This is a genomic window from Anoxynatronum buryatiense, from assembly GCF_900182905.1.
Classification (GTDB): Bacteria; Bacillota; Clostridia; order Peptostreptococcales; family Tindalliaceae; genus Anoxynatronum; species Anoxynatronum buryatiense.
This window is the reverse complement of record NZ_FXUF01000014.1, coordinates 56556-74419: the sequence shown is the minus strand read 5'-3', so window position 1 is coordinate 74419 and position 17864 is coordinate 56556. Positions and strand designations below refer to the sequence as shown.

Sequence of the window (17864 nt, the reverse complement as noted above, 5' to 3'; positions counted from 1 at the left end):
AATCGTCAAAAGGAATCATCAAAAAAGGAGGAGAAAATCATGGAGAAAATCATTTTGGTTCATGGCGCATGGCACAATGCTTCTTGCTGGGAAGGTGTTATCAAAGCGCTGAAAGAGAAGGGATATGAGGCAGAAGCGGTGACGCTGGCCGGCAATGGACCTGAAGACGATCGAAAAGGAATTACTTATGAACAGGCAATCAAACCTTTGGTGGAAAAACTGGAGGAACAGCCAGAACCGGCGGTGCTGGTGGGACATTCCAGTGCCGGGCATGTGATTCAGATGACTGCACCGAAGGTGGCGGATAAAATCGGCAAAATAGTCTTTAACAATGCATGGATTCTGCCCCAGGGAAAGAGTCAGTTTGATATGATTCCCGATCAGGAAATGGCCATGGGAATTAAGCAAATGGCATTGGCGACACCGGATCACAGTATTCCGTTAATGGAGGATTTCATTCGGGGGGCGCTGGCCAGTGGTGTTTCAGAAGAAGAGCAGAATCGTTTAATCAGCCACCTGGTTCCCCAGCCGCTGGCACTCTTCGATACACCCATTGAAGCGAATGCCTTTGCGCAACTGGAGACACCCCGGGTATTGCTGTATTGCACTGAAGATCTGTCGCTGCCGCCGGGTGCCTTTGTGGGCATGTTCCAAAGCCTGGGAGAAGCACCGGTGGTCGAACTGCAGGGCAGCCACGAAGCCCTGTTCTTCCAGCCGGAAACATATGCAGAAGCATTGATTCAGTGTATCAAAACAGTTTAACAGAAAAAGAAGCTTCAGGTCATGGCATGCTTTCGGCCACCGGCATCATACGATACAGGCAAGAAGCCCGGCAAGGAGTTGCCCTGACCAAAGTGCCTTGCCTGTCACATTGAGTGCCCTATTGAGGGCACTGAGGCTGAAGACAAAGGGATTTGGACTGGCCAGCTGATTCCAATCTTGTGTGTTTTTAGTCGAAAGTCTCGAAAACAGCACCTGAACTCGCTGCGCTCAAACAGCAGGCGCTGGCGGTTTTCTCTCCTTTTCGAAAAAACACTGACAAGATTTCCAAGGTTGTCCCTTACCAAATCCCTTGTCTTCATCTTATTTTGTCTACAGTCTGAGTGCCCTATTGAGGGCACTTTTTTTGCTATGGAAATGAATACGTATGAAAAGACACCTTGATGAAAAATGAGAATCAGGGGATAATGGAAGCAGGTAATCAGTAAGCACGCTGTGCTGTCGATCAATCATCAACGGAGAAAAAGGAGGCGCATCATGAAACAAACATACGAATGGCTGGACGCCTACTGTCTGGGCCGGCCGGCTGCAGAAAAAGATTATAAGGAAGAATGGGGTGTTGACCGTTACCAGGTGGGTGGAAAAATGTTCGGCATGCTGGGACATGACAATGAAGGACGGCATATCCTCACGCTGAAATGTGAGCCGTCCTTTGGACAGCATCTGAGAGCCACTTATCCGGAAATTCGCCCGGGGTACTACATGAACAAGGAACATTGGAATTCAGTGGATCTGGACGGTCAGGTGCCAAGTGAAGTGCTGCGGCAAATGATTGACATGTCCCATGAGCTGATTGTCAGCTCCCTCAGCAAGAAAAAACAGCGGGAGCTGCTGGGAGAAGAAGTCACTTCGTAAAACCTGCGCAGGAGGGAAGGTTGATCAGCAAGTTGTCAATTAACCGGGTATCACCAATGCGCACGGCCACAGCCAGCAGCATGGATGACTGCTGTTGTTCAAGGGGTGTCAGCGTGACGGGATCTGCAACGGCGGCATATTCCACATGAACCAGTGGTTCGGAGACCAAATGCGACAGCAGCAGCTGTTGAAGGATCAGTGGCGATGTTTCACCAGCCTGTGCCGCCTGTTCAGTTGTCAGCAATGCCTGGTAAATGATGCCGGCGGCCAGGCGTTCTGAAGGGGAGAGATAAGCGTTGCGGGAGCTCATGGCAAGACCGTCTGATTCTCTGAGAGTTGGCATGGGGACAATGCCAACGTTCATGTTCAGATCAGCGGTCATTTGCTGAATGACGCGCAGCTGTTGAACATCCTTTTGACCGAAATAAGCACGATGAGGTGCGACGATATTCAGCAGCTTGCAGACAACAGTGGCTACAGCATCAAAATGACCGGGGCGATGAGCGCCGCAGAGATGTTGGGTCAAAGAATCCAGATGCAGGGTGGTTTGATAGCTGGGGGGGTATATGTCTGACGCACTGGGCAAAAAGACAGCCGTGGCACCGGCGGCGGCCGCCAGAGAACAGTCCTGATTCCAATCGCGGGGATAACGTTCGTAATCTTCGTTTTCGCCAAACTGGGTGGGATTCACAAAAATACTCACCACCACTTCATGACATTCCTGACGGGCTGCCTGGATTAAAGATAGATGGCCTTGGTGAAGGGCCCCCATGGTGGGCACCAGGCCAATGATGTGGCTTTTTTTTCGGGCCTGGAAGGAAAATTGCTGCATTTTTTCAATGTTTTCCAGTTTTTTCATAATACATGCCTCCAACACAACGAGTATGGCTCCCGAAAGGATACCATCTGTATTGATTCTACCATGCAAGGTCAAATCTGGTGAAGGGACTTTCGTTGAAAGTCCTTCGCAGAAAGACAATCACAGGCCAAAGTGTCTGTATTATGGTATAATGGGGAAGGCGTTTTCATGTTATGATGATTATGGAAAGCAGGCGACTTCATGGAAATCAATGATAAAAGGGCCATGATATTATCCGGATCACTGCCAAAAATTCTCATTACCATGGCCCTCCCCCTCATGTTCAATAACTTTGTACAGATGCTGTACAGCCTGGCAGATACTTACTGGGTGGGAAACTATCTGGGAACTTCAGAATTGGCAGCTATTATTTTGGTTTTCCCTGTGCTCTATTTTACCCTTTCCCTGGGAATGGGTGTCAACATTGCCGGCACAGCGCTAATTTCAAGGTTCAGTGGCGCTGGCAGCCCTGCACAGGCAACGAAAGTGGCAGGGCAGCTGCTCACCTTTGCCCTGCTGATGGCAGTGGCAATCAGTCTCATGGGAACCCTGGCGGCTCCCTGGGTGCTCCGCATGATGGGTGCACAGGGAGCTGTGTATGTCTACGCTCTTCAGTATGTTCAAATCATGCTGTGGGAACTGCCTGCCCTCTTTGCTTTTTTTGTGTTCAATGCCATCCGCCAGGGACAGGGAGATACATATACCCCAATGGTACTGAATGTTTCCGGTGTGTTGCTGAACATTGTCCTGGATCCAATTGCCATCCTTTTTTTAGGGTGGGGCATTCGGGGGGTGGCAGCGGCCACGGTGTTCTCGCGAACTCTTTTTGCAGTCTATGCTGTTTACAGCCTTTTTCGTCAGGGCAACGGTATTCGGTTGAGGGGAAAAGACCTGAAGATGGACAGCGGCATATTGACGCAAATTGTTCGGATTGGATTACCTGCCTCCACCGGCCAGTCATTTTCAGCCTTCGGATTCATCATTCTCAATGCCTTTGTCATTGGCTATGGAGAAGGAACCCTGGCAGCTTTTGGTATTGGAAACAGGATTTCCATGGTGATTATCATGCCGGTGATGGGGATTGGAACAGCATTGGCCACCTTGGTGGGTCAAAATCTGGGAGCCGGCCAGCCGGAGCGGGCACGCCGGGCAGTGAGAACGGCGGCGCTGGGATCCATCACCATCATGAGTCTGGGCGGAATCATTCTCTTTCTGGCCGCCGATCTGGTGGTGGGAGCTTTCATCAAAAATGATCCGGAAGTCTTAAAACAAAGTCTTGACTACACCCGTCTGATCACGTTGACACTGCCATTAATGGCCATTTTTCAAATACTGCTGGGTACCTTTCAGGGGTCAGGCCATACCCTTTACGCCATGATGATGGATATGGGGAGGCTTTGGGTGTTCAGAATCCCGCTGATTCTCCTGCTTGGAAGATGGACATCCCTGGGGTCTCACGGCGTCTGGTATGCCATGGTCATCAGCAATGCATTGATTTGTTTCATGGGATGGCTGATGTATCGCAGTGGAAAATGGCAACAGCCCGTCATTCGTCATAATTGATAAAAAAATATCGATCTCCCCAAAATAATGGGGAAAAAACTACCACTTTTTCAATGAGTGTGATATAATTCAAGTGATCAACACAGGTGAAAACAAGGAATTGCAAAAGCTTCACTGTTGGAAAAGTTCAAATAGACTGAAAATGAGTCCGGTTCTTCCTTGACAATGAAAACGTTTTCAGGTTATGCACTTTTCTGGGGAGCAACTGCAACGAGGAAGATTCACCTGAACAAGAATAATCATTTATGATGAGGAGGCAGTCAAATGGCCGAAAAAACCCTTAACCCGTTTGAAATCGCACAGCAGCAAGTGAAAGCAGCGTGTGACAAACTGGGAACCCCGCCTGAAGTGTACGAAATTCTGAAAAACCCCATTCGCGTTCTTCAGGTATCCATCCCGGTGAAAATGGACGATGGCTCCATTCGTACTTTCATCGGTTACCGGTCACAGCACAATGATGCAGTAGGTCCCTTCAAAGGCGGCGTACGTTTTCATCAGGATGTTACCAGAGACGAAGTCAAGGCACTATCCACCTGGATGACATTCAAGTGCGGCGTTGTCGGCATTCCATACGGCGGCGGTAAGGGCGGAATCATCGTGAACCCTTACGATTTGTCAGAAGGTGAACTGGAAAGACTTTCCAGAGGATATGCCCGTGCCATTGCCCCTATCATTGGCGAAAAGATTGACATTCCAGCACCTGATGTAGGCACCACTGGACAGATTATGGCCTGGATGGTTGACGAATATGAAAAAACAACCGGCCGTTTTGAGCCCGGCGTTTTCACAGGAAAGCCCGTCAGCTACTATGGTTCACTGGCGCGTACAGAAGCTACCGGCTTTGGGGTTGCCATTATGGCCCGCTATGCAGCCCAAAAGAAAGGCATGGATCTGAAGGGGATGCCCGTTGCCATTCAGGGCTTTGGTAACGTAGGTTCCTACGCGGCCATGTACATGGAGGAAATGGGTGCCAAGGTTGTTGCCATTTCTGATGTATCCTGCACCCTGTACCATGAAGACGGCCTCGATATTAAAGCCGTTATGGAATATGCCCAGCAGAATAAAACCAAAGTGATCACCGGATTCTCCGGCGCACAGAAAGAACTGGACCGCAACGCTGTACTGACGCTGGATGTGGATATTCTCATGCCTTGCGCTCTTGAGAATGTCATTAAATCAGACAATGTCAACGATATTAAAGCCAAAATTGTGTGTGAAGGTGCCAATGGCCCCACCACACCTGAAGCAGACAAAATCATGAATGAAAAGGGTATCCTGGTGATTCCTGATATCCTGGCCAATGCCGGTGGTGTTACCGTTTCTTACTTCGAGTGGGTACAGAACCTGATGCGTTATAACTGGACCTTTGAAGAAGTTCAGGAAAAACAGGAAAAGAGCATGAACAAGGCGTTTGATGATATCTGGGCACTGATGAATGAACATCAGGTGGATATGCGAACCGCTGCCTACATGATGTCCATCAAGCGTGTGGCCGATGCCATGAAACTCCGCGGCTGGTATTAGACTTAACCTGAACCGTTAATTGGTTCTGTCATTGTCCAACTCGAAACCCTTTTATCGGAAGTGCCCGGTAAAAGGGTTTTTCTTTTGGAAGAAATAAGGTATGCTGAAGAAGAAGCATCAACAAGGGCGTCGGATGATAAGGAGGGAGCTTCATGTTCAACGGCATTTACACACCGGTACTCACACCCTTTACACGAGATGAAACCATTGATTATGAGGGAATGGCCCACAATTTAAGCCGCTGGGCGGCGACAGACCTATCTGGAATTGTGGTGTTGGGATCCAATGGCGAGTTTGTCTACCTGACTCAGGAGGAAAAGGAAGCACTGGCTGCATTTTGCATCAGTCATTTTCCCAGGAACAAAAAAGTCATTGTGGGAACCAGTTGTGAGTCGACGCTGGAAACCATTCGTTTTAGTCACAGGGTGGCCGAGCTGGGAGCAGATGCCGTGCTGGTGCTACCGCCTCATTACTATACAGGGAGCATGAATGAGAGTGTTCTTTATCAGTATTTCACCGATGTGGCCGACGCCTGCCCGGTCCCAGTTATGATGTATAATATGCCTGCCAATACGGGACTGAATCTGGGATCGGCACTGGTGACCAGACTGTCCCAGCATGAAAATATCCAGGGCATAAAGGATACCTCCGGTAATATTGTTCAGTTGGCAGAGATAATTCGGGATGCGGCACCTGATTTTGCAGTTTTTGCCGGAAATGCAGGGTATCTGCTGCCGGCCCTTTCTTTGGGTGCCCAGGGAGCCACCCTGGCCCTGGCCAATATTCTGCCTCAAGAATGCTGCCGGCTGATGGATTTATTTCATGCCGGAGACCTGGAAGAAGCCAGGCAGTTACAGCTGAAAATGCTGGCTATCAATCATCTGGTTACCCGGGGAAAAGGCGTTTCAGCATTGAAGACAGCAGCGGACCTGCTGGGCTATACCGGTGGTATTCCGCGTCGCCCATTGATGCCTCTTCAAAACGAAGAAGCGGCACTGGTGGCGGACACACTGCGGATCTATGGAGCGTTGGCATAAACAGGAAATGTTTCAAGTAATCACAACTGTCAGGAGGAAGCTGCTTTGAACTGGAACCATCTATTTGACATGCAGGCACAACTTGACAAACACATTCAACAAAATCACCGCCTTGAAGCGGAAGACCTCACTGGTCGAAAAATACTGGCTTTTCAGGTGGAATTGGGAGAACTGGCCAACGAAACCCGTTGCTTCAAATTCTGGAGCCTGAAGCCCCCGTCTCCCCCCTCGGTGATCCTGGAGGAATATGTGGACGGACTGCATTTTCTTCTGAGTTTGGGACTGTCTCTGGGGTACCGGTTTGATCAACTGGAAGAAGTGCCGGCGGCCGTCGATTCCTGCGACCAGTTTCAGCGGGTTTACCGGGCAGCTACCTACTTTGAAAGAGAAACTTCTGCTGAAAATTACCATCAATTGTTCCAGGAATTTATGGCTCTGGCAGTCAAGCTGGGCCTTACCCCTGAGGGGGTTATGGAAGCTTATGTGGCAAAAAACACAGTAAATTTTCAGCGGCAGGATGAAGGGTATTAAGCAGGCGCAAAACCGTGCCTATGGCGTGAAGGATGACGATGTACCGAACGCCATCGTCAGGGAACTTTTCTTCAATGAAATAGCCCATCGTAAGACGGTTTCTTCCAACCGGAGAACAGACGAATCTATCTAACCATGAAAAAGCATCCGGAAAGATTGACCGGTTAAAGAAGGAGATGCTGCGTATCAAAAGTATGATTTATAAGCATAAGCTTTTGGCTATCGTATTAGCGGCCCTTCTTACAACGGCAGCACTGACGGCACTGGCTAATCTAACCAGTTTAACCTGGTTGACAGGGGAGGCACTCAACAACGTTGTTATTTCCGAGAGAGACGGCATCTATGACTTGACGGGCATCACCAGCTTTGACAAAACGGTCATCCGACTGGCTCCCAGTACAGTTTACTACCCCAATACATACCTCACTTCAACGAACGCTGATGACGTTGTTCCCGAAAGTGTTGATAACCTTGAGAAAATACGCGCCGAATATCTTTCTCAGCGCTTTGTTCTCAAGCTTCCCGATACCAGCGATACCTATGCCCTGACGTTCACCCTTTCCGGCCGCCATGCCATGCGGGTGATTGTCAACGGCAGGTTCGCAGCACAAACCGGGCAACCCGGCACCACCAAGCAAGATACAGAGGTTTGGGAAAACAACATCACCTTTCATGCAGCGGCGGTCAACGGTGACATGGACATAATTCTTCACAGCGCGCATTTTTACCATGCCAAGCGGGGCGCATCCCTCGCAGAACTGAGCCTGAGCAAAGGTGGAACAGTGCCTGATCCCTTCTTTTTTGGTCGGATAAAGGGAATTGTCATTATGGGCGCGTTTTTGTGTGCATCTGTCTTGCTGCTGGGCATTTACCTGATGCTCTCCCGCACCCGGGAAACCTTGTATTTTGCGCTTGCCTGCCTCGTCATGGCACTGCGCGAATGCCTGCAAAGTCAGGCCTGGATTTATTTCCCCATTCCCGGAAACCTCTCTTTTATGCTGGAATACCTGAGCATGGTCCTGCTGTCTGTTTTTCTTGCACTGTATCTTGGACAGTATGCCACCGGGAAATTTCTGCGGGGCATTCAATACACGGCGATTCTCGGCTCCTGCCTTTACGGCGTGTGTGTGCTGTTTGGAGATTCCATTTTTTACACTTCAGGATTGATCGTGTATCAAATACTGCTTGTGATGTGTATTGCCTTGGGAATTGCCGGTTTGTTTTGGAAAATGCGCAACTCGATTAATAAGGAACAGGCAGTTGCGATGTTTGGCATAGCGGTCTTTTTCCTGGCAGCCCTTTCCGACATTATGATGTATAGCGAGTTGTTCGGTGCCCGGGACAACACCCCCATATCTGAAATTGCGATGCTGGTGTTCGTGCTGGCACAGTCGGTGTCATTGTTTCAAATGAACAATCGTGTGCTGGGGGAAGCCAAAAAAATGGAGCAGAAGCTGGAAGCGGAGAATACAGCTTTGGAAAGCCTGAACCGGATGAAAACAGAATTTTTAGGTGATGTTTCCCACGAACTGAAAACGCCGCTGACGGTCGTGTCCGGCTATGCCCAGATCACCAAGCAACTTGCGGAGCGGCCTGACACGCTGGACAGCAGCGAGGTATCCCGCCGAATGACGCTGATTTCCTCTGAGGCAGAGCGACTTTCCCTGATGGTGGGACAGATTCTGGATGTGACCCGCATGGAAGAAGGGCGTATGGTCATGGAGCCAGTGCGCTGCTATACAGATGAAATCATCCATGCGGCCATTGAAACCCATTACCCGATCCTGAACAAAAACCGGAACCGGCTGGACATCCGTATCGAAAGAGGACTTCCCGCCATCGATGCCGACCCGGCGCGAATTTCGCAGGTCATTGTCAACCTTGTTTCCAATGCAGTGCGCTTCACCGCAGACGGCGTGATTACCATATCTGCAAAGAAGAACAATGACAACATTCTCATCTGTGTGTCAGATACCGGCGTTGGAATCGCGGCAGAACGGCTTCCTCATATTTTTGAGCGGTACAGCAAAAAACAAAAATCCGGCGGCGGTCAAGATACCGGCACCGGACTTGGGTTATATATCTGCAAGCATATCGTAGAACAGCACGGCGGTGAAATCTGGATTGAAAGTAAAGAAGGGCATGGCACCCACCTGTTCTTCACCCTGCCGGTGCGTGACGGTTAATCTAATACCGTACCTTGCTGAAAATGTACTCGTTTCTCCCGGAGCTTACCAGCTCAAACCAGCCGTTGTCATCCAGCTTCAGTTTCTTGCGCAGATTTGCCACGTGAGTCTTAATGGTTCCTGTCGCGCCGGGAGACATCTCACCCCATGCACGGCGGTAAATTTCCTCAAAGCTGAGCCGTCGACCTGCAAACAGGGCAAAGCAGCCAAGAAGCTGCAACTCCTTCTGTGTTAATGGAATGCGTTCTCCATTAAGGGTGGCTTCTCCAGATAAAAAATCAATGGTCAGAGGGGGCAGTTCAATTTTTCCGGCAGTCATGATACCGGCCCTGCGAAGCTGCGCGGCCACCCGTGCGTTGAGTATGTTCAAATCATAGGGCTTCGTGACGTAGTCGTCCCCGCCCTGCAAAAGACCTTTTACCACGCTCTCATTTTCGTCCCTGCATGTCAGGAAGATGATGGGGGCGTTTGTTTTTTGCCGCAGCTCGGCGCAAAAATCAAACCCTGAGCCGTCAGGCATCATCACGTCCAGCAGAATCAGGTCGGGGGCATGTTCCTCCAGTAGAAACCGTGCTTTTGCAAGGGTGGCCGCACAGAAGGTTTCATACCCTTTGCCTTCAAAATACTCCCGGTTGATTTCCAACACATCTGATTCATCCTCTATCAGCAAGAGTTTTACGCTTTTCATGACATCCCCCTCAATCTTAGAATGTTATTTTACCATAGTTTATGCGAAGAAAGAAACGTCGCAAGCGTTAATTCAAACAGATAAGATTTCTTGACCTTTCACACACAGAAAACATTTTACGGTACCCTTATAATGTACTGGTCAATGGACCGGTTAATGCACCGGAACATAGAAACGCAACTAGCTGAAACGAGGTGATACTTTATGTTGCAAATAACCCGGGTGGACATCGTGGACGGGCAGACACTGGACATTGAGCTGAGCAACGGTCATCTGATCCTGTTCGATATCCAGCGACTGCCGAAAACGGATCACAGCTACGATAGCCTGCGGGACTTGGAGTTACTGCCCCGCCCAAACACCGACGGCCAGAGCATTTTCTGGCAGGATGGTCCCCGAATCGCGCTGGGAGAAATACTGCAATGGCTGTCGATGTAACCCATCCAGAAATGAAGGAGGCCATGTTGAAAATGAAACGAACATGGAACAAGCAAGAAAACAAATCGGAAGCCTGCTGTTTTCTACATGTCTGATCTTAGCGATGCTGCCTATAGCAGCATTTGCAGATTTTACAAACGAAATCACTGCCTTTGAAGATTTGGCAGAAGAGGTTGATTGACAGGAAGTGGAATTTGGCACAACCTTCTACTGATTAAGGTATAATTAAAAATTAGCGCTTAACAATAAGGCAGGGTGTATACTACAGAGAGGGCGGAAATTTAATCTGAACACAGACAAAGGGAGGAAATTTATGCCACTGAATAAAATCCAAGGCCTCAAACCGACGATCTATATCCCGGTCGCATTGCAAAAACGCCTTAAAAGCATAAAGAACTATCCACTTATAGTTCTGCAAGCGGCCTCCGGTTTTGGAAAAACCACAGTCATCAGTGAATACCTCCACCAGTCTTACGCTCATCAGGTTTGCTGGTACACCTGTATGGGAGAGCCGCTGCGTAAAGCATGGAAGGGTATCTGCAAAACATTCTCCCAGATTGACCAACATGCGGCAAAGCAATTGGAGACTTTGGAATATCCAACACAAGAAAACCTTGTGGATATTGTGGATATAATGAGAGGGTGTGAAGTCAACGGAGATACATGGCTCATACTTGACAACTTTCAATACATACAAGGTGAATTGCCCGAACGTATGTTGCACGCACTTTCATGCCACGGTTGTTCAGGCCTGCATATTGTCGTGATTACCCAAACCGTTGATTCAATAGATATGGTTGGAATACCCGCAGAACAGGTGATGCTCGTTCAGAATGAAACCTTCTTTTTTCAAAAAGAGGATACCGACGCCTATTTTCGTGCGAATGAGATTGCCCTGTCTAAGGATGAACTGGATAAGCTCCAGATGCTATCCGAGGGGTGGGCTGCTGCGCTGAATCTCCAGTTAATCCGTTACTTGCGGGAGGGAGATTTTGAAGTAAGCGACAGCATGGACGCGTTGATTCGTGCTGTCATCTGGAATCGCCTGGAGGCAGATGATCAACAATTTCTTATGGCGGTATCTTTGCTGCAACGGTTTACTGTGAAGCAGGCGCATGTCTTTTTGGAAAAGAAGACGCTTCCAGCAGGTATTCTTCGGCTGCTTGGCAGTGGTTCTTTTCTCCACTACGAACGCGAAAATGGTTCCTATACGCTGCACAGTTTATTGCAAAGCTTTCTGAAGCAGGAACTTAAAGGGTTGCCATCTAATGTCATACGCAACATGCAAAAGCTGGCCGCTGATGCTTACGCGGTGGCAGGTGAACGTTATTACGCCCTATGCGGTTATTTGGAGGTCGGTGAGTTGGAAGCATTGCTTTCTCTCCCTCTTAAAGCCGAAGATTTTTCTTTGTATCTGGAGGCTGGCAGTGCAGCGGTGCTGGAGAGGGTATTTATAGAATGTGACAGTAGCATTCTTCTTCGCTATCCTCAAACGTTGTGCATGATTATCTTTGAGCTGTTTCGTTTGGGCAACTATGCGTCGTTTGAAAAAGGCTGTTTGCTGATTAATGAACTCATTTCTAATCCTGAAAAAAACGCGCTTAATGATGAGGATACTCGGGTACTCATTGGACAGCTTGCCTTTTTAGAATCTTTCACCGCCTTTAACGACATTGAAAAAATGAGCGCGCTTCATCGAAAAGCCTGGGAAGTATTGGGCGGTCCTTACTCCAATCGTGAAGACTGGAATGACTCTTGGTCCTTTGGCCAGCCCTCTGTGCTGTATTTATTTTGGAGTGCCAGCGGAGCACTTGATAAAGAACTTGACTGCATGGATGAATGCCTTCCCTACTATGTTCGTTTAACAGAGGGACACGGAAGCGGCGCAGATTGTGCCATGCGGGCAGAAACTCTTTTAATGCGGGGAGATGACACTGTCGCCGAGGTTCTGTGCCACAAGGCCATTTACGTTGCCGATAATCAAAAGCAAGACAGCATATGTATTGCCGCTGAAATGACGCTCTTGCGTATTGCGTTGCTTCGTGGAGATGCGGAGGGCTTTGAGAACATTAAGAATAGTATTCTGAAAAGAAGAAAAAATGGTACAGAGCCTGCTGTAAAAAAAATGGCAGATTTGGCGCTGTCCTTCGTCTCCGTTCTGGCTGGAGAGACTGCCATACCTGAATGGCTCACGGATTTAAATAAAATCACACGTATTTTATACGATGTAGCCATTCCTTTTGGCGTGCTGACATATCTGCGATGGCTGCTGTACCAAGGGCACAATGCAAAGCTGTTGGGGATTGCCCAAGGCGCGCTTCCTGCGGTAGAACAGCATCATTTTATCCTGCCTCAGGTCTATTTTCATTTGTTTATGGCCATTGCGTACCACCGATTGGAGCAACCGAAAGAAGCGGAAGCGGCATTGGAATGTGCCCTTTCCCTTGCGCTGCCAGACGACATTTATCTTCCTTTTGCCGAATATGACGAGATGCTGGCTCCCTTACTAAAGTTACAAGAGAAGAAATCCCACATACCTAAACTAACAGCTTTATGCACACGCCACAGGTTGGGCGTGGATAAAATCCGAAAAGCCACCCTGTACGGTCAGCTTACGCCAAGGGAACGGGAGGTTGCACACCTGGCCGCCGGAGAGTTAACCAATAGGGACATTGCTTCTCGATTGCTTATTTCACAGGAAACGGTCAAGTCAACGATGAAAAGCATTTTTCATAAACTGGGCATGCGTTCCCGCGTTCAGCTTCAAGAATTAAAGAATTCAGGAAAAATCTAAAAATAAAGACCCAATGGGGAACATAGTTACCTTGAAGAGACGTCGTACACGAATTGTACGGCGTTTTTATGTTTCCTTTTAAGCTAATTTTTTAAGCTAATGTTGAAATAAATACCCGATGGGGGATATACCAACGCCCAAAAGACGGAGTATGCTGAAAGCCTGGTAGTCTGCCACGCTAAAAAGTTGGAAAGGAGGCTTATTATGCAAAACAGCAGAATCTTTCGTGCAGTAACACCCATGGAAGACGCCTGCCTCCAAGTGGAAATGGAATCAGGCTGCACGGTTCGTCTGATGATGCACCGGCGCATGCAATCGGTGCGATTTCGATTACTGCGTCATCAGGATGTTTTCCGAAGTGTGGCAACAGATGGATACCGCCTGATTTTTTACCGGGATGGCAATGAAGTGTTGGAGATTTCAGCCGCTACCTTTATGGATCTGCTGGCCGTTGATCGCACCCAGTAGAGAGACAATCAAACCATGATACGAATGGATGACATAAACACCTAAATCAAGATTACCATAATGAATAAAGTAAACATGAGTGCAAAAGAAAAAAGGAGGTAATACGAGATATGAGTAAAAGAAGAACACGTATGGGCAGTTTGCTGATGGCGATGTGTCTGATGTTTACGATGCTGCCGATAGCAGCATTTGCAGATGCCACAAACGAAATTACTGCTTTCAAAGATTTGGCGGAGGAGGTAGCTTTACAGGAAGTAGCATCCGGCACACCTGTGGAGGCGTTAACCCTTCCAGGTGATTTAACGGCCACCGTAAACAGCAGTTCAACCTCTACCGCAACCGTATCCACCTGGGTATATGATTCTGTTTATGACAGCAACACGGCAGGTCAATATACCTTGACACCAACCCTTGATTTATCGGCAGATGTGATACTGGCAGATGGTGTAACGCCACCCACGATAACCGTAAGGGTGTTAGAATTTGTTCCGGTTACAGACATTACCCATGTGCAGGACACAATGGGAATTGGTGATTCCGTTGATCTAAGCGGCACGATTGCCCCTGCAAACGCATCAAATCAGGCTATTTCCTGGAGCATTAAGGATGCGGGAACCACTGGTGCCACCATTACCGACAGCACGCTATCTGCCACAGCCGCAGGTACGGTTACGGTAACAGCCACCATCACAAATGGCATTGCAATCGGTACAGATTATACACAGGACTTTACCATCAGTGTAACGGTATTGACGGTGAACCCATCAACCTATACCTTTGACCCGCTGGAGAGAGGGTATGGTTATGGCTATTATTCCTACCTTGATAAAGCCGAAGCAAAAACATTCACTATGACGAATACAGGGGATACAGAGCTTAATGAACTGTTTATAATCCGTTCTTTCAATGGCGGAGTCTGGGGCAATGTTAGTAACATACCTGCTTCTCTCGCCCCGAAGGCGTCGGCTGAATTCACTTTAACACCATACCACGACCTTTCTCCAGGCACCTATACAGCCACACTGGAAGTCAGAAAAGGCAGTGACTATGCGACTTCAGTGATGTTGGCTTCAGTGCCTGTGAGTTTAACGGTTACCGAAAGAGCACCACGCCTTAGCTTTGGGCCAACAGTACACAAAGTGGCTACCGATTTCAGCGGCACTGGCTACAGCTGGAACGCTACCACCAAGACCCTGACCCTGACTTCTGACTATGGGGCAGGCAGTATAGATTTTTATGATTTCGATTCTGAAATGGCAACACTGGAGTTGTCGGGAGACGTGACTATTGATGAGCCAGCATCAACTCGGACGTGTCTCTATAGCTCAGGCAATCTGACCATTGACCTTGGCGGTCACACCCTGACACTGATGACAGGCGGCAATTACAATGAAGCACTCCAAGGGAACGAAATCACCATACAAAACGGCACCCTTGTGGCAAGACTGGGCAGCGATACAGATGACAACACTTCATCGATTTATGCACGAAACCTTACTGTTGAGAACGCCACAGTTATAGCTGATGCCGATAGCCTGAATTACGGCGGAATCTATATTAGTGATAACCTGACATTAAAACAGGGTGCTAAGGTTTACACATCCGGCTCAGTCGGGCTTCTGTTTGAAGGTGCTGATAATCTTAACCTTGAGAGTAACGCTATTTCCCTGACGGCTATAGGCAGCTGGTGTGGCGTTGCTTTTGAGGCGGATTTGAATTACACTGCAGGCGCTGCGCTGAAATTCTGGACCAACACGGATACTACCCAGCCTTCCCCTGCGGGCGAGGGCACACTGCTCTCTTCCAAGACCCGTGATGAGTGTGAGGCGCTGTGGGCAGCTTCAAAATATGTGTATATCGGCACGGAATCCCCCAAAAACATTGTAACGGTGACTAACGGAACGGGAAGCGGCGAATATTCACAAAGCGCAGTTGTGACCATTACCGCCAATACCGCCCCCAGTGGTAAGCGATTCAAAGAGTGGACGATTCAAAGCGGCAGCATAACCCTGGCAAATTCAAAGGCAGCAAGCACCACCTTCACCATGCCAGCAAATGCAGTGGAGATAACGGCAACCTACGAGAATATTCCCGCTGGCGTCACACCGGTCACCGGAGTGACGTTGAACAGACACAGCCTGTCCCTGTACAGCAACACCACACCCAAAACGGCAGTCATGACAGCCATCGTCGCGCCTGTCAATGCCACAGATCAATCCGTAACATGGCAGAGCAGCAACACATCCGTAGCCACCGTAGACACAAACGGCACAGTAAGAGCTGTTGGCAACGGCACCACAACCATTACCGTGAGAACCACCGACGGCGGCTACACAGCAAGGTGCACCGTGACAGTCACTACCTATACAAGCGGCGGCGGCTCCTCTGGCGGAAGTTCCGGCGGCAGCAGTGCCACAAGAACAACCACCGTCACAGGCAATCAACCGAACCAACCGATAACCGCAGCGGCTTTTGTCACGGCCACAGCCGGAGCAAACGGCACCGCCAGCGCAGCCATCCCCGATAAAGCCATCACCGACGCCATTTCTAAAGCCCAGGCAGACGCCAAAGCCCAGGGCAAAACCACAAACGGCGTTGCAGTCGCACTGCAGGTAACCATGCCAGAGGAAACAACCGCACTCACAGCAACCCTCACACAGAGTGCCCTGAACAGCCTTGTGAGTGCAGGCGTCACAACCCTTGAAATCAACGGTGCCCCTGTGAGAGTCACCTTTGACCAAAAAGCGCTGAGAGAAATCCAACAGCAAACAAGCGGCACCATACAGATCACCATTGCGCCCCAGACAAACCTTACCGAAGCAGCAAAACAAATGATTGGCACAAGACCCATATACAACATCACCGTAGGTGATGGAAACAACGGCACAGTCGCCAGCTTCGGCAGCGGTACTGCGACAGTAGCCATCCCCTACACACCAGCAAACGGAGAAGCCATTGGCGGCTTGTATGCCGTATATGTGGACGAGACAGGCAATGCAACCCGTATGCAAGGTTCAGCCTATGATGCAAACAGCGGGTGCCTCCTCTTAACAACACCCCATTTTTCAATGTACGGCATCGGCTATACCGCCCCAAGCGAAAAGCTTACCGACATAAGCAGCCACTGGGCAAAAGAAAGCATCGACTATATAGCAGGCAGAGAACTGCTCACCGGCACAACAGAAACCACCTTTACACCGAATGCAGCCATGACACGCAGCATACTGGTGACAGCACTGGGCAGACTGGCAGAAGTTGATACAAGCCAATACACCAAAAACAGCTTCACCGATGTGAAAGCAACAAGCCCCTACCGACCATACATCGAATGGGCGCATCAAAAAGGAATCATGCCAGCGACCAGCAGCAATGAATTTGCACCCGACAAAGCAATAACCCGGGAAGAACTGGCAGCTGTGATGGCACAATTCGCCAAAACCACCGGCTATACACCGCCGGTAACCCGGGAAGCAATCACCTATGCAGACGCTTCCCAAATAGACACCACATACAAAACAGCCATAACAGCCATGCAGCAGGCCGGCATCATGATGGGTGGAACAAACAACAAATTCAACCCAAAATCAAAAGCCACCCGCGCAGAAGTCTCCGCCATGCTACACCGCTACATCAAACTGAGCATCAACCCAGACACAGCCCAGGGCTGGGCACAGAACGATGCCGGCCAGTGGGTGTACTATCAGGAAAGCAAAACCCTCACCGGTACACAGACGATCAACAGCACAACGTATTTCTTTGACACAACAGGCGTTTTGAAAACCGGATGGGTCAAAGACAACGGCAACCTGCGGTACTACTCCGGCAACAAAGCACTGACAGGCTGGCAAGAGATCGATGCCAACGGCAACAACAAGACCTACCACTTTAACAAAGAAGGCATCATGACCACCGGCAAATGGCTGGAAATGGACGGCAAATGGTATTACCTCAATACCGATGGCTCACTTGCCAAAAACACCCAGATCGACGGGTATGAAGTCGATGAAAACGGTGTGAGAAAACCGAAGTAAAGATTTCAGGCAAAATGCTGGTCTCCGTAACAGGGAACCAGCATTTTGTTAGACAGATAAGATTTCTTGACCTTTCACACACAGAAAACATTTTACGGTACCCTTTTGAT

Annotated in this window: 14 protein-coding genes; 12 read left to right on the top strand and 2 right to left on the bottom strand. The window is 49.1% G+C overall.

The window, feature by feature from the left end:
- The first annotated feature begins 39 nt into the window (after window positions 1-39).
- Window positions 40-762, top strand: coding sequence for an alpha/beta fold hydrolase (locus QOL74_RS14920; RefSeq protein ID WP_283410298.1), 723 nt, complete (start codon window positions 40-42; stop codon window positions 760-762).
- Window positions 763-1257: 495 nt separating this feature from the next.
- Window positions 1258-1635, top strand: coding sequence for an MmcQ/YjbR family DNA-binding protein (locus QOL74_RS14915; protein WP_283410297.1), 378 nt, complete (start codon window positions 1258-1260; stop codon window positions 1633-1635).
- On the opposite strand, the gene panC is transcribed toward QOL74_RS14915, so the two are convergent.
- A complete protein-coding gene (panC, locus tag QOL74_RS14910; protein ID WP_283410296.1) occupies window positions 1625-2494 on the bottom strand; it encodes a pantoate--beta-alanine ligase in 870 nt (289 codons plus the stop codon). The two genes, QOL74_RS14915 and panC, sit on opposite strands and share 11 nt — an antisense overlap.
- A 201-nt stretch (window positions 2495-2695) precedes the next feature.
- Here panC and QOL74_RS14905 point away from each other — a divergent pair, with 201 nt between their 5' ends.
- From QOL74_RS14905 to QOL74_RS14885, 5 genes are all read left to right on the top strand, one after another.
- Window positions 2696-4057, top strand: coding sequence for an MATE family efflux transporter (locus tag QOL74_RS14905; RefSeq protein WP_283410295.1), 1362 nt, complete (start codon window positions 2696-2698; stop codon window positions 4055-4057).
- A gap of 264 nt (window positions 4058-4321) precedes the next feature.
- Window positions 4322-5581, top strand: a complete 1260-nt coding sequence (locus QOL74_RS14900) for a Glu/Leu/Phe/Val family dehydrogenase (protein WP_283410294.1) — start codon at window positions 4322-4324, stop codon at window positions 5579-5581.
- A gap of 152 nt (window positions 5582-5733) precedes the next feature.
- Window positions 5734-6618 (top strand): dihydrodipicolinate synthase family protein, encoded by an 885-nt coding sequence (locus tag QOL74_RS14895; protein WP_283410293.1) that lies wholly within the window; start codon window positions 5734-5736, stop codon window positions 6616-6618.
- Window positions 6619-6663: 45 nt separating this feature from the next.
- The gene (locus tag QOL74_RS14890) at window positions 6664-7149 is read left to right on the top strand and encodes a dUTP diphosphatase (protein ID WP_283410292.1); all 486 of its coding nucleotides are present in this window, start codon (window positions 6664-6666) and stop codon (window positions 7147-7149) included.
- 176 nt (window positions 7150-7325) lie between these two features.
- A complete protein-coding gene (locus QOL74_RS14885) occupies window positions 7326-9335 on the top strand; it encodes a HAMP domain-containing sensor histidine kinase (RefSeq protein WP_283410291.1) in 2010 nt (669 codons plus the stop codon).
- 1 nt (window position 9336) lies between these two features.
- Here QOL74_RS14885 and QOL74_RS14880 read toward each other — a convergent pair whose 3' ends face one another.
- Window positions 9337-10023 carry a response regulator transcription factor gene (locus tag QOL74_RS14880; protein ID WP_283410290.1) on the bottom strand — a complete coding sequence of 229 codons (687 nt, stop codon included), beginning with the start codon at window positions 10021-10023 and terminating at the stop codon, window positions 9337-9339.
- A 204-nt stretch (window positions 10024-10227) separates the two neighbouring features.
- Here QOL74_RS14880 and QOL74_RS14875 point away from each other — a divergent pair, with 204 nt between their 5' ends.
- The 5 genes from QOL74_RS14875 to QOL74_RS14855 all read left to right on the top strand — a co-directional run bounded on the left by QOL74_RS14875 (window position 10228) and on the right by QOL74_RS14855 (window position 17754).
- Window positions 10228-10461, top strand: coding sequence for a DUF2442 domain-containing protein (locus QOL74_RS14875; RefSeq protein WP_283410289.1), 234 nt, complete (start codon window positions 10228-10230; stop codon window positions 10459-10461).
- 43 nt (window positions 10462-10504) lie between these two features.
- Entirely contained in the window at window positions 10505-10642 is a 138-nt protein-coding gene (locus tag QOL74_RS14870; protein ID WP_283410288.1) for a hypothetical protein, read from the top strand.
- A 132-nt stretch (window positions 10643-10774) separates the two neighbouring features.
- Window positions 10775-13255 (top strand): LuxR C-terminal-related transcriptional regulator, encoded by a 2481-nt coding sequence (locus tag QOL74_RS14865; protein WP_283410287.1) that lies wholly within the window; start codon window positions 10775-10777, stop codon window positions 13253-13255.
- 204 nt (window positions 13256-13459) lie between these two features.
- Window positions 13460-13723, top strand: a complete 264-nt coding sequence (locus QOL74_RS14860; RefSeq protein WP_283410286.1) for a hypothetical protein — start codon at window positions 13460-13462, stop codon at window positions 13721-13723.
- A gap of 110 nt (window positions 13724-13833) precedes the next feature.
- Entirely contained in the window at window positions 13834-17754 is a 3921-nt protein-coding gene (locus QOL74_RS14855; protein WP_283410285.1) for an S-layer homology domain-containing protein, read from the top strand.
- The last annotated feature ends 110 nt before the right edge of the window (window positions 17755-17864 follow it).

Excerpts from the sequence above, each read along its gene's own strand:
- QOL74_RS14895 (WP_283410293.1), top strand. The coding sequence starts at position 5,734 with ATGTTCAACGGCATTTACACACCGGTACTCACACCCTTTACACGAGAT.
- QOL74_RS14860 (WP_283410286.1), top strand. The coding sequence starts at position 13,460 with ATGCAAAACAGCAGAATCTTTCGTGCAGTAACACCCATGGAAGACGCC.
- QOL74_RS14920 (WP_283410298.1), top strand. The coding sequence starts at position 40 with ATGGAGAAAATCATTTTGGTTCATGGCGCATGGCACAATGCTTCTTGC.
- QOL74_RS14900 (WP_283410294.1), top strand. The coding sequence starts at position 4,322 with ATGGCCGAAAAAACCCTTAACCCGTTTGAAATCGCACAGCAGCAAGTG.
- QOL74_RS14905 (WP_283410295.1), top strand. The coding sequence starts at position 2,696 with ATGGAAATCAATGATAAAAGGGCCATGATATTATCCGGATCACTGCCA.
- panC (WP_283410296.1), bottom strand. The coding sequence starts at position 2,494 with ATGAAAAAACTGGAAAACATTGAAAAAATGCAGCAATTTTCCTTCCAG.
- QOL74_RS14885 (WP_283410291.1), top strand. The coding sequence starts at position 7,326 with ATGCTGCGTATCAAAAGTATGATTTATAAGCATAAGCTTTTGGCTATC.
- QOL74_RS14875 (WP_283410289.1), top strand. The coding sequence starts at position 10,228 with ATGTTGCAAATAACCCGGGTGGACATCGTGGACGGGCAGACACTGGAC.
- QOL74_RS14870 (WP_283410288.1), top strand. The coding sequence starts at position 10,505 with ATGGAACAAGCAAGAAAACAAATCGGAAGCCTGCTGTTTTCTACATGT.
- QOL74_RS14855 (WP_283410285.1), top strand. The coding sequence starts at position 13,834 with ATGAGTAAAAGAAGAACACGTATGGGCAGTTTGCTGATGGCGATGTGT.
- QOL74_RS14865 (WP_283410287.1), top strand. The coding sequence starts at position 10,775 with ATGCCACTGAATAAAATCCAAGGCCTCAAACCGACGATCTATATCCCG.
- QOL74_RS14915 (WP_283410297.1), top strand. The coding sequence starts at position 1,258 with ATGAAACAAACATACGAATGGCTGGACGCCTACTGTCTGGGCCGGCCG.
- QOL74_RS14880 (WP_283410290.1), bottom strand. The coding sequence starts at position 10,023 with ATGAAAAGCGTAAAACTCTTGCTGATAGAGGATGAATCAGATGTGTTG.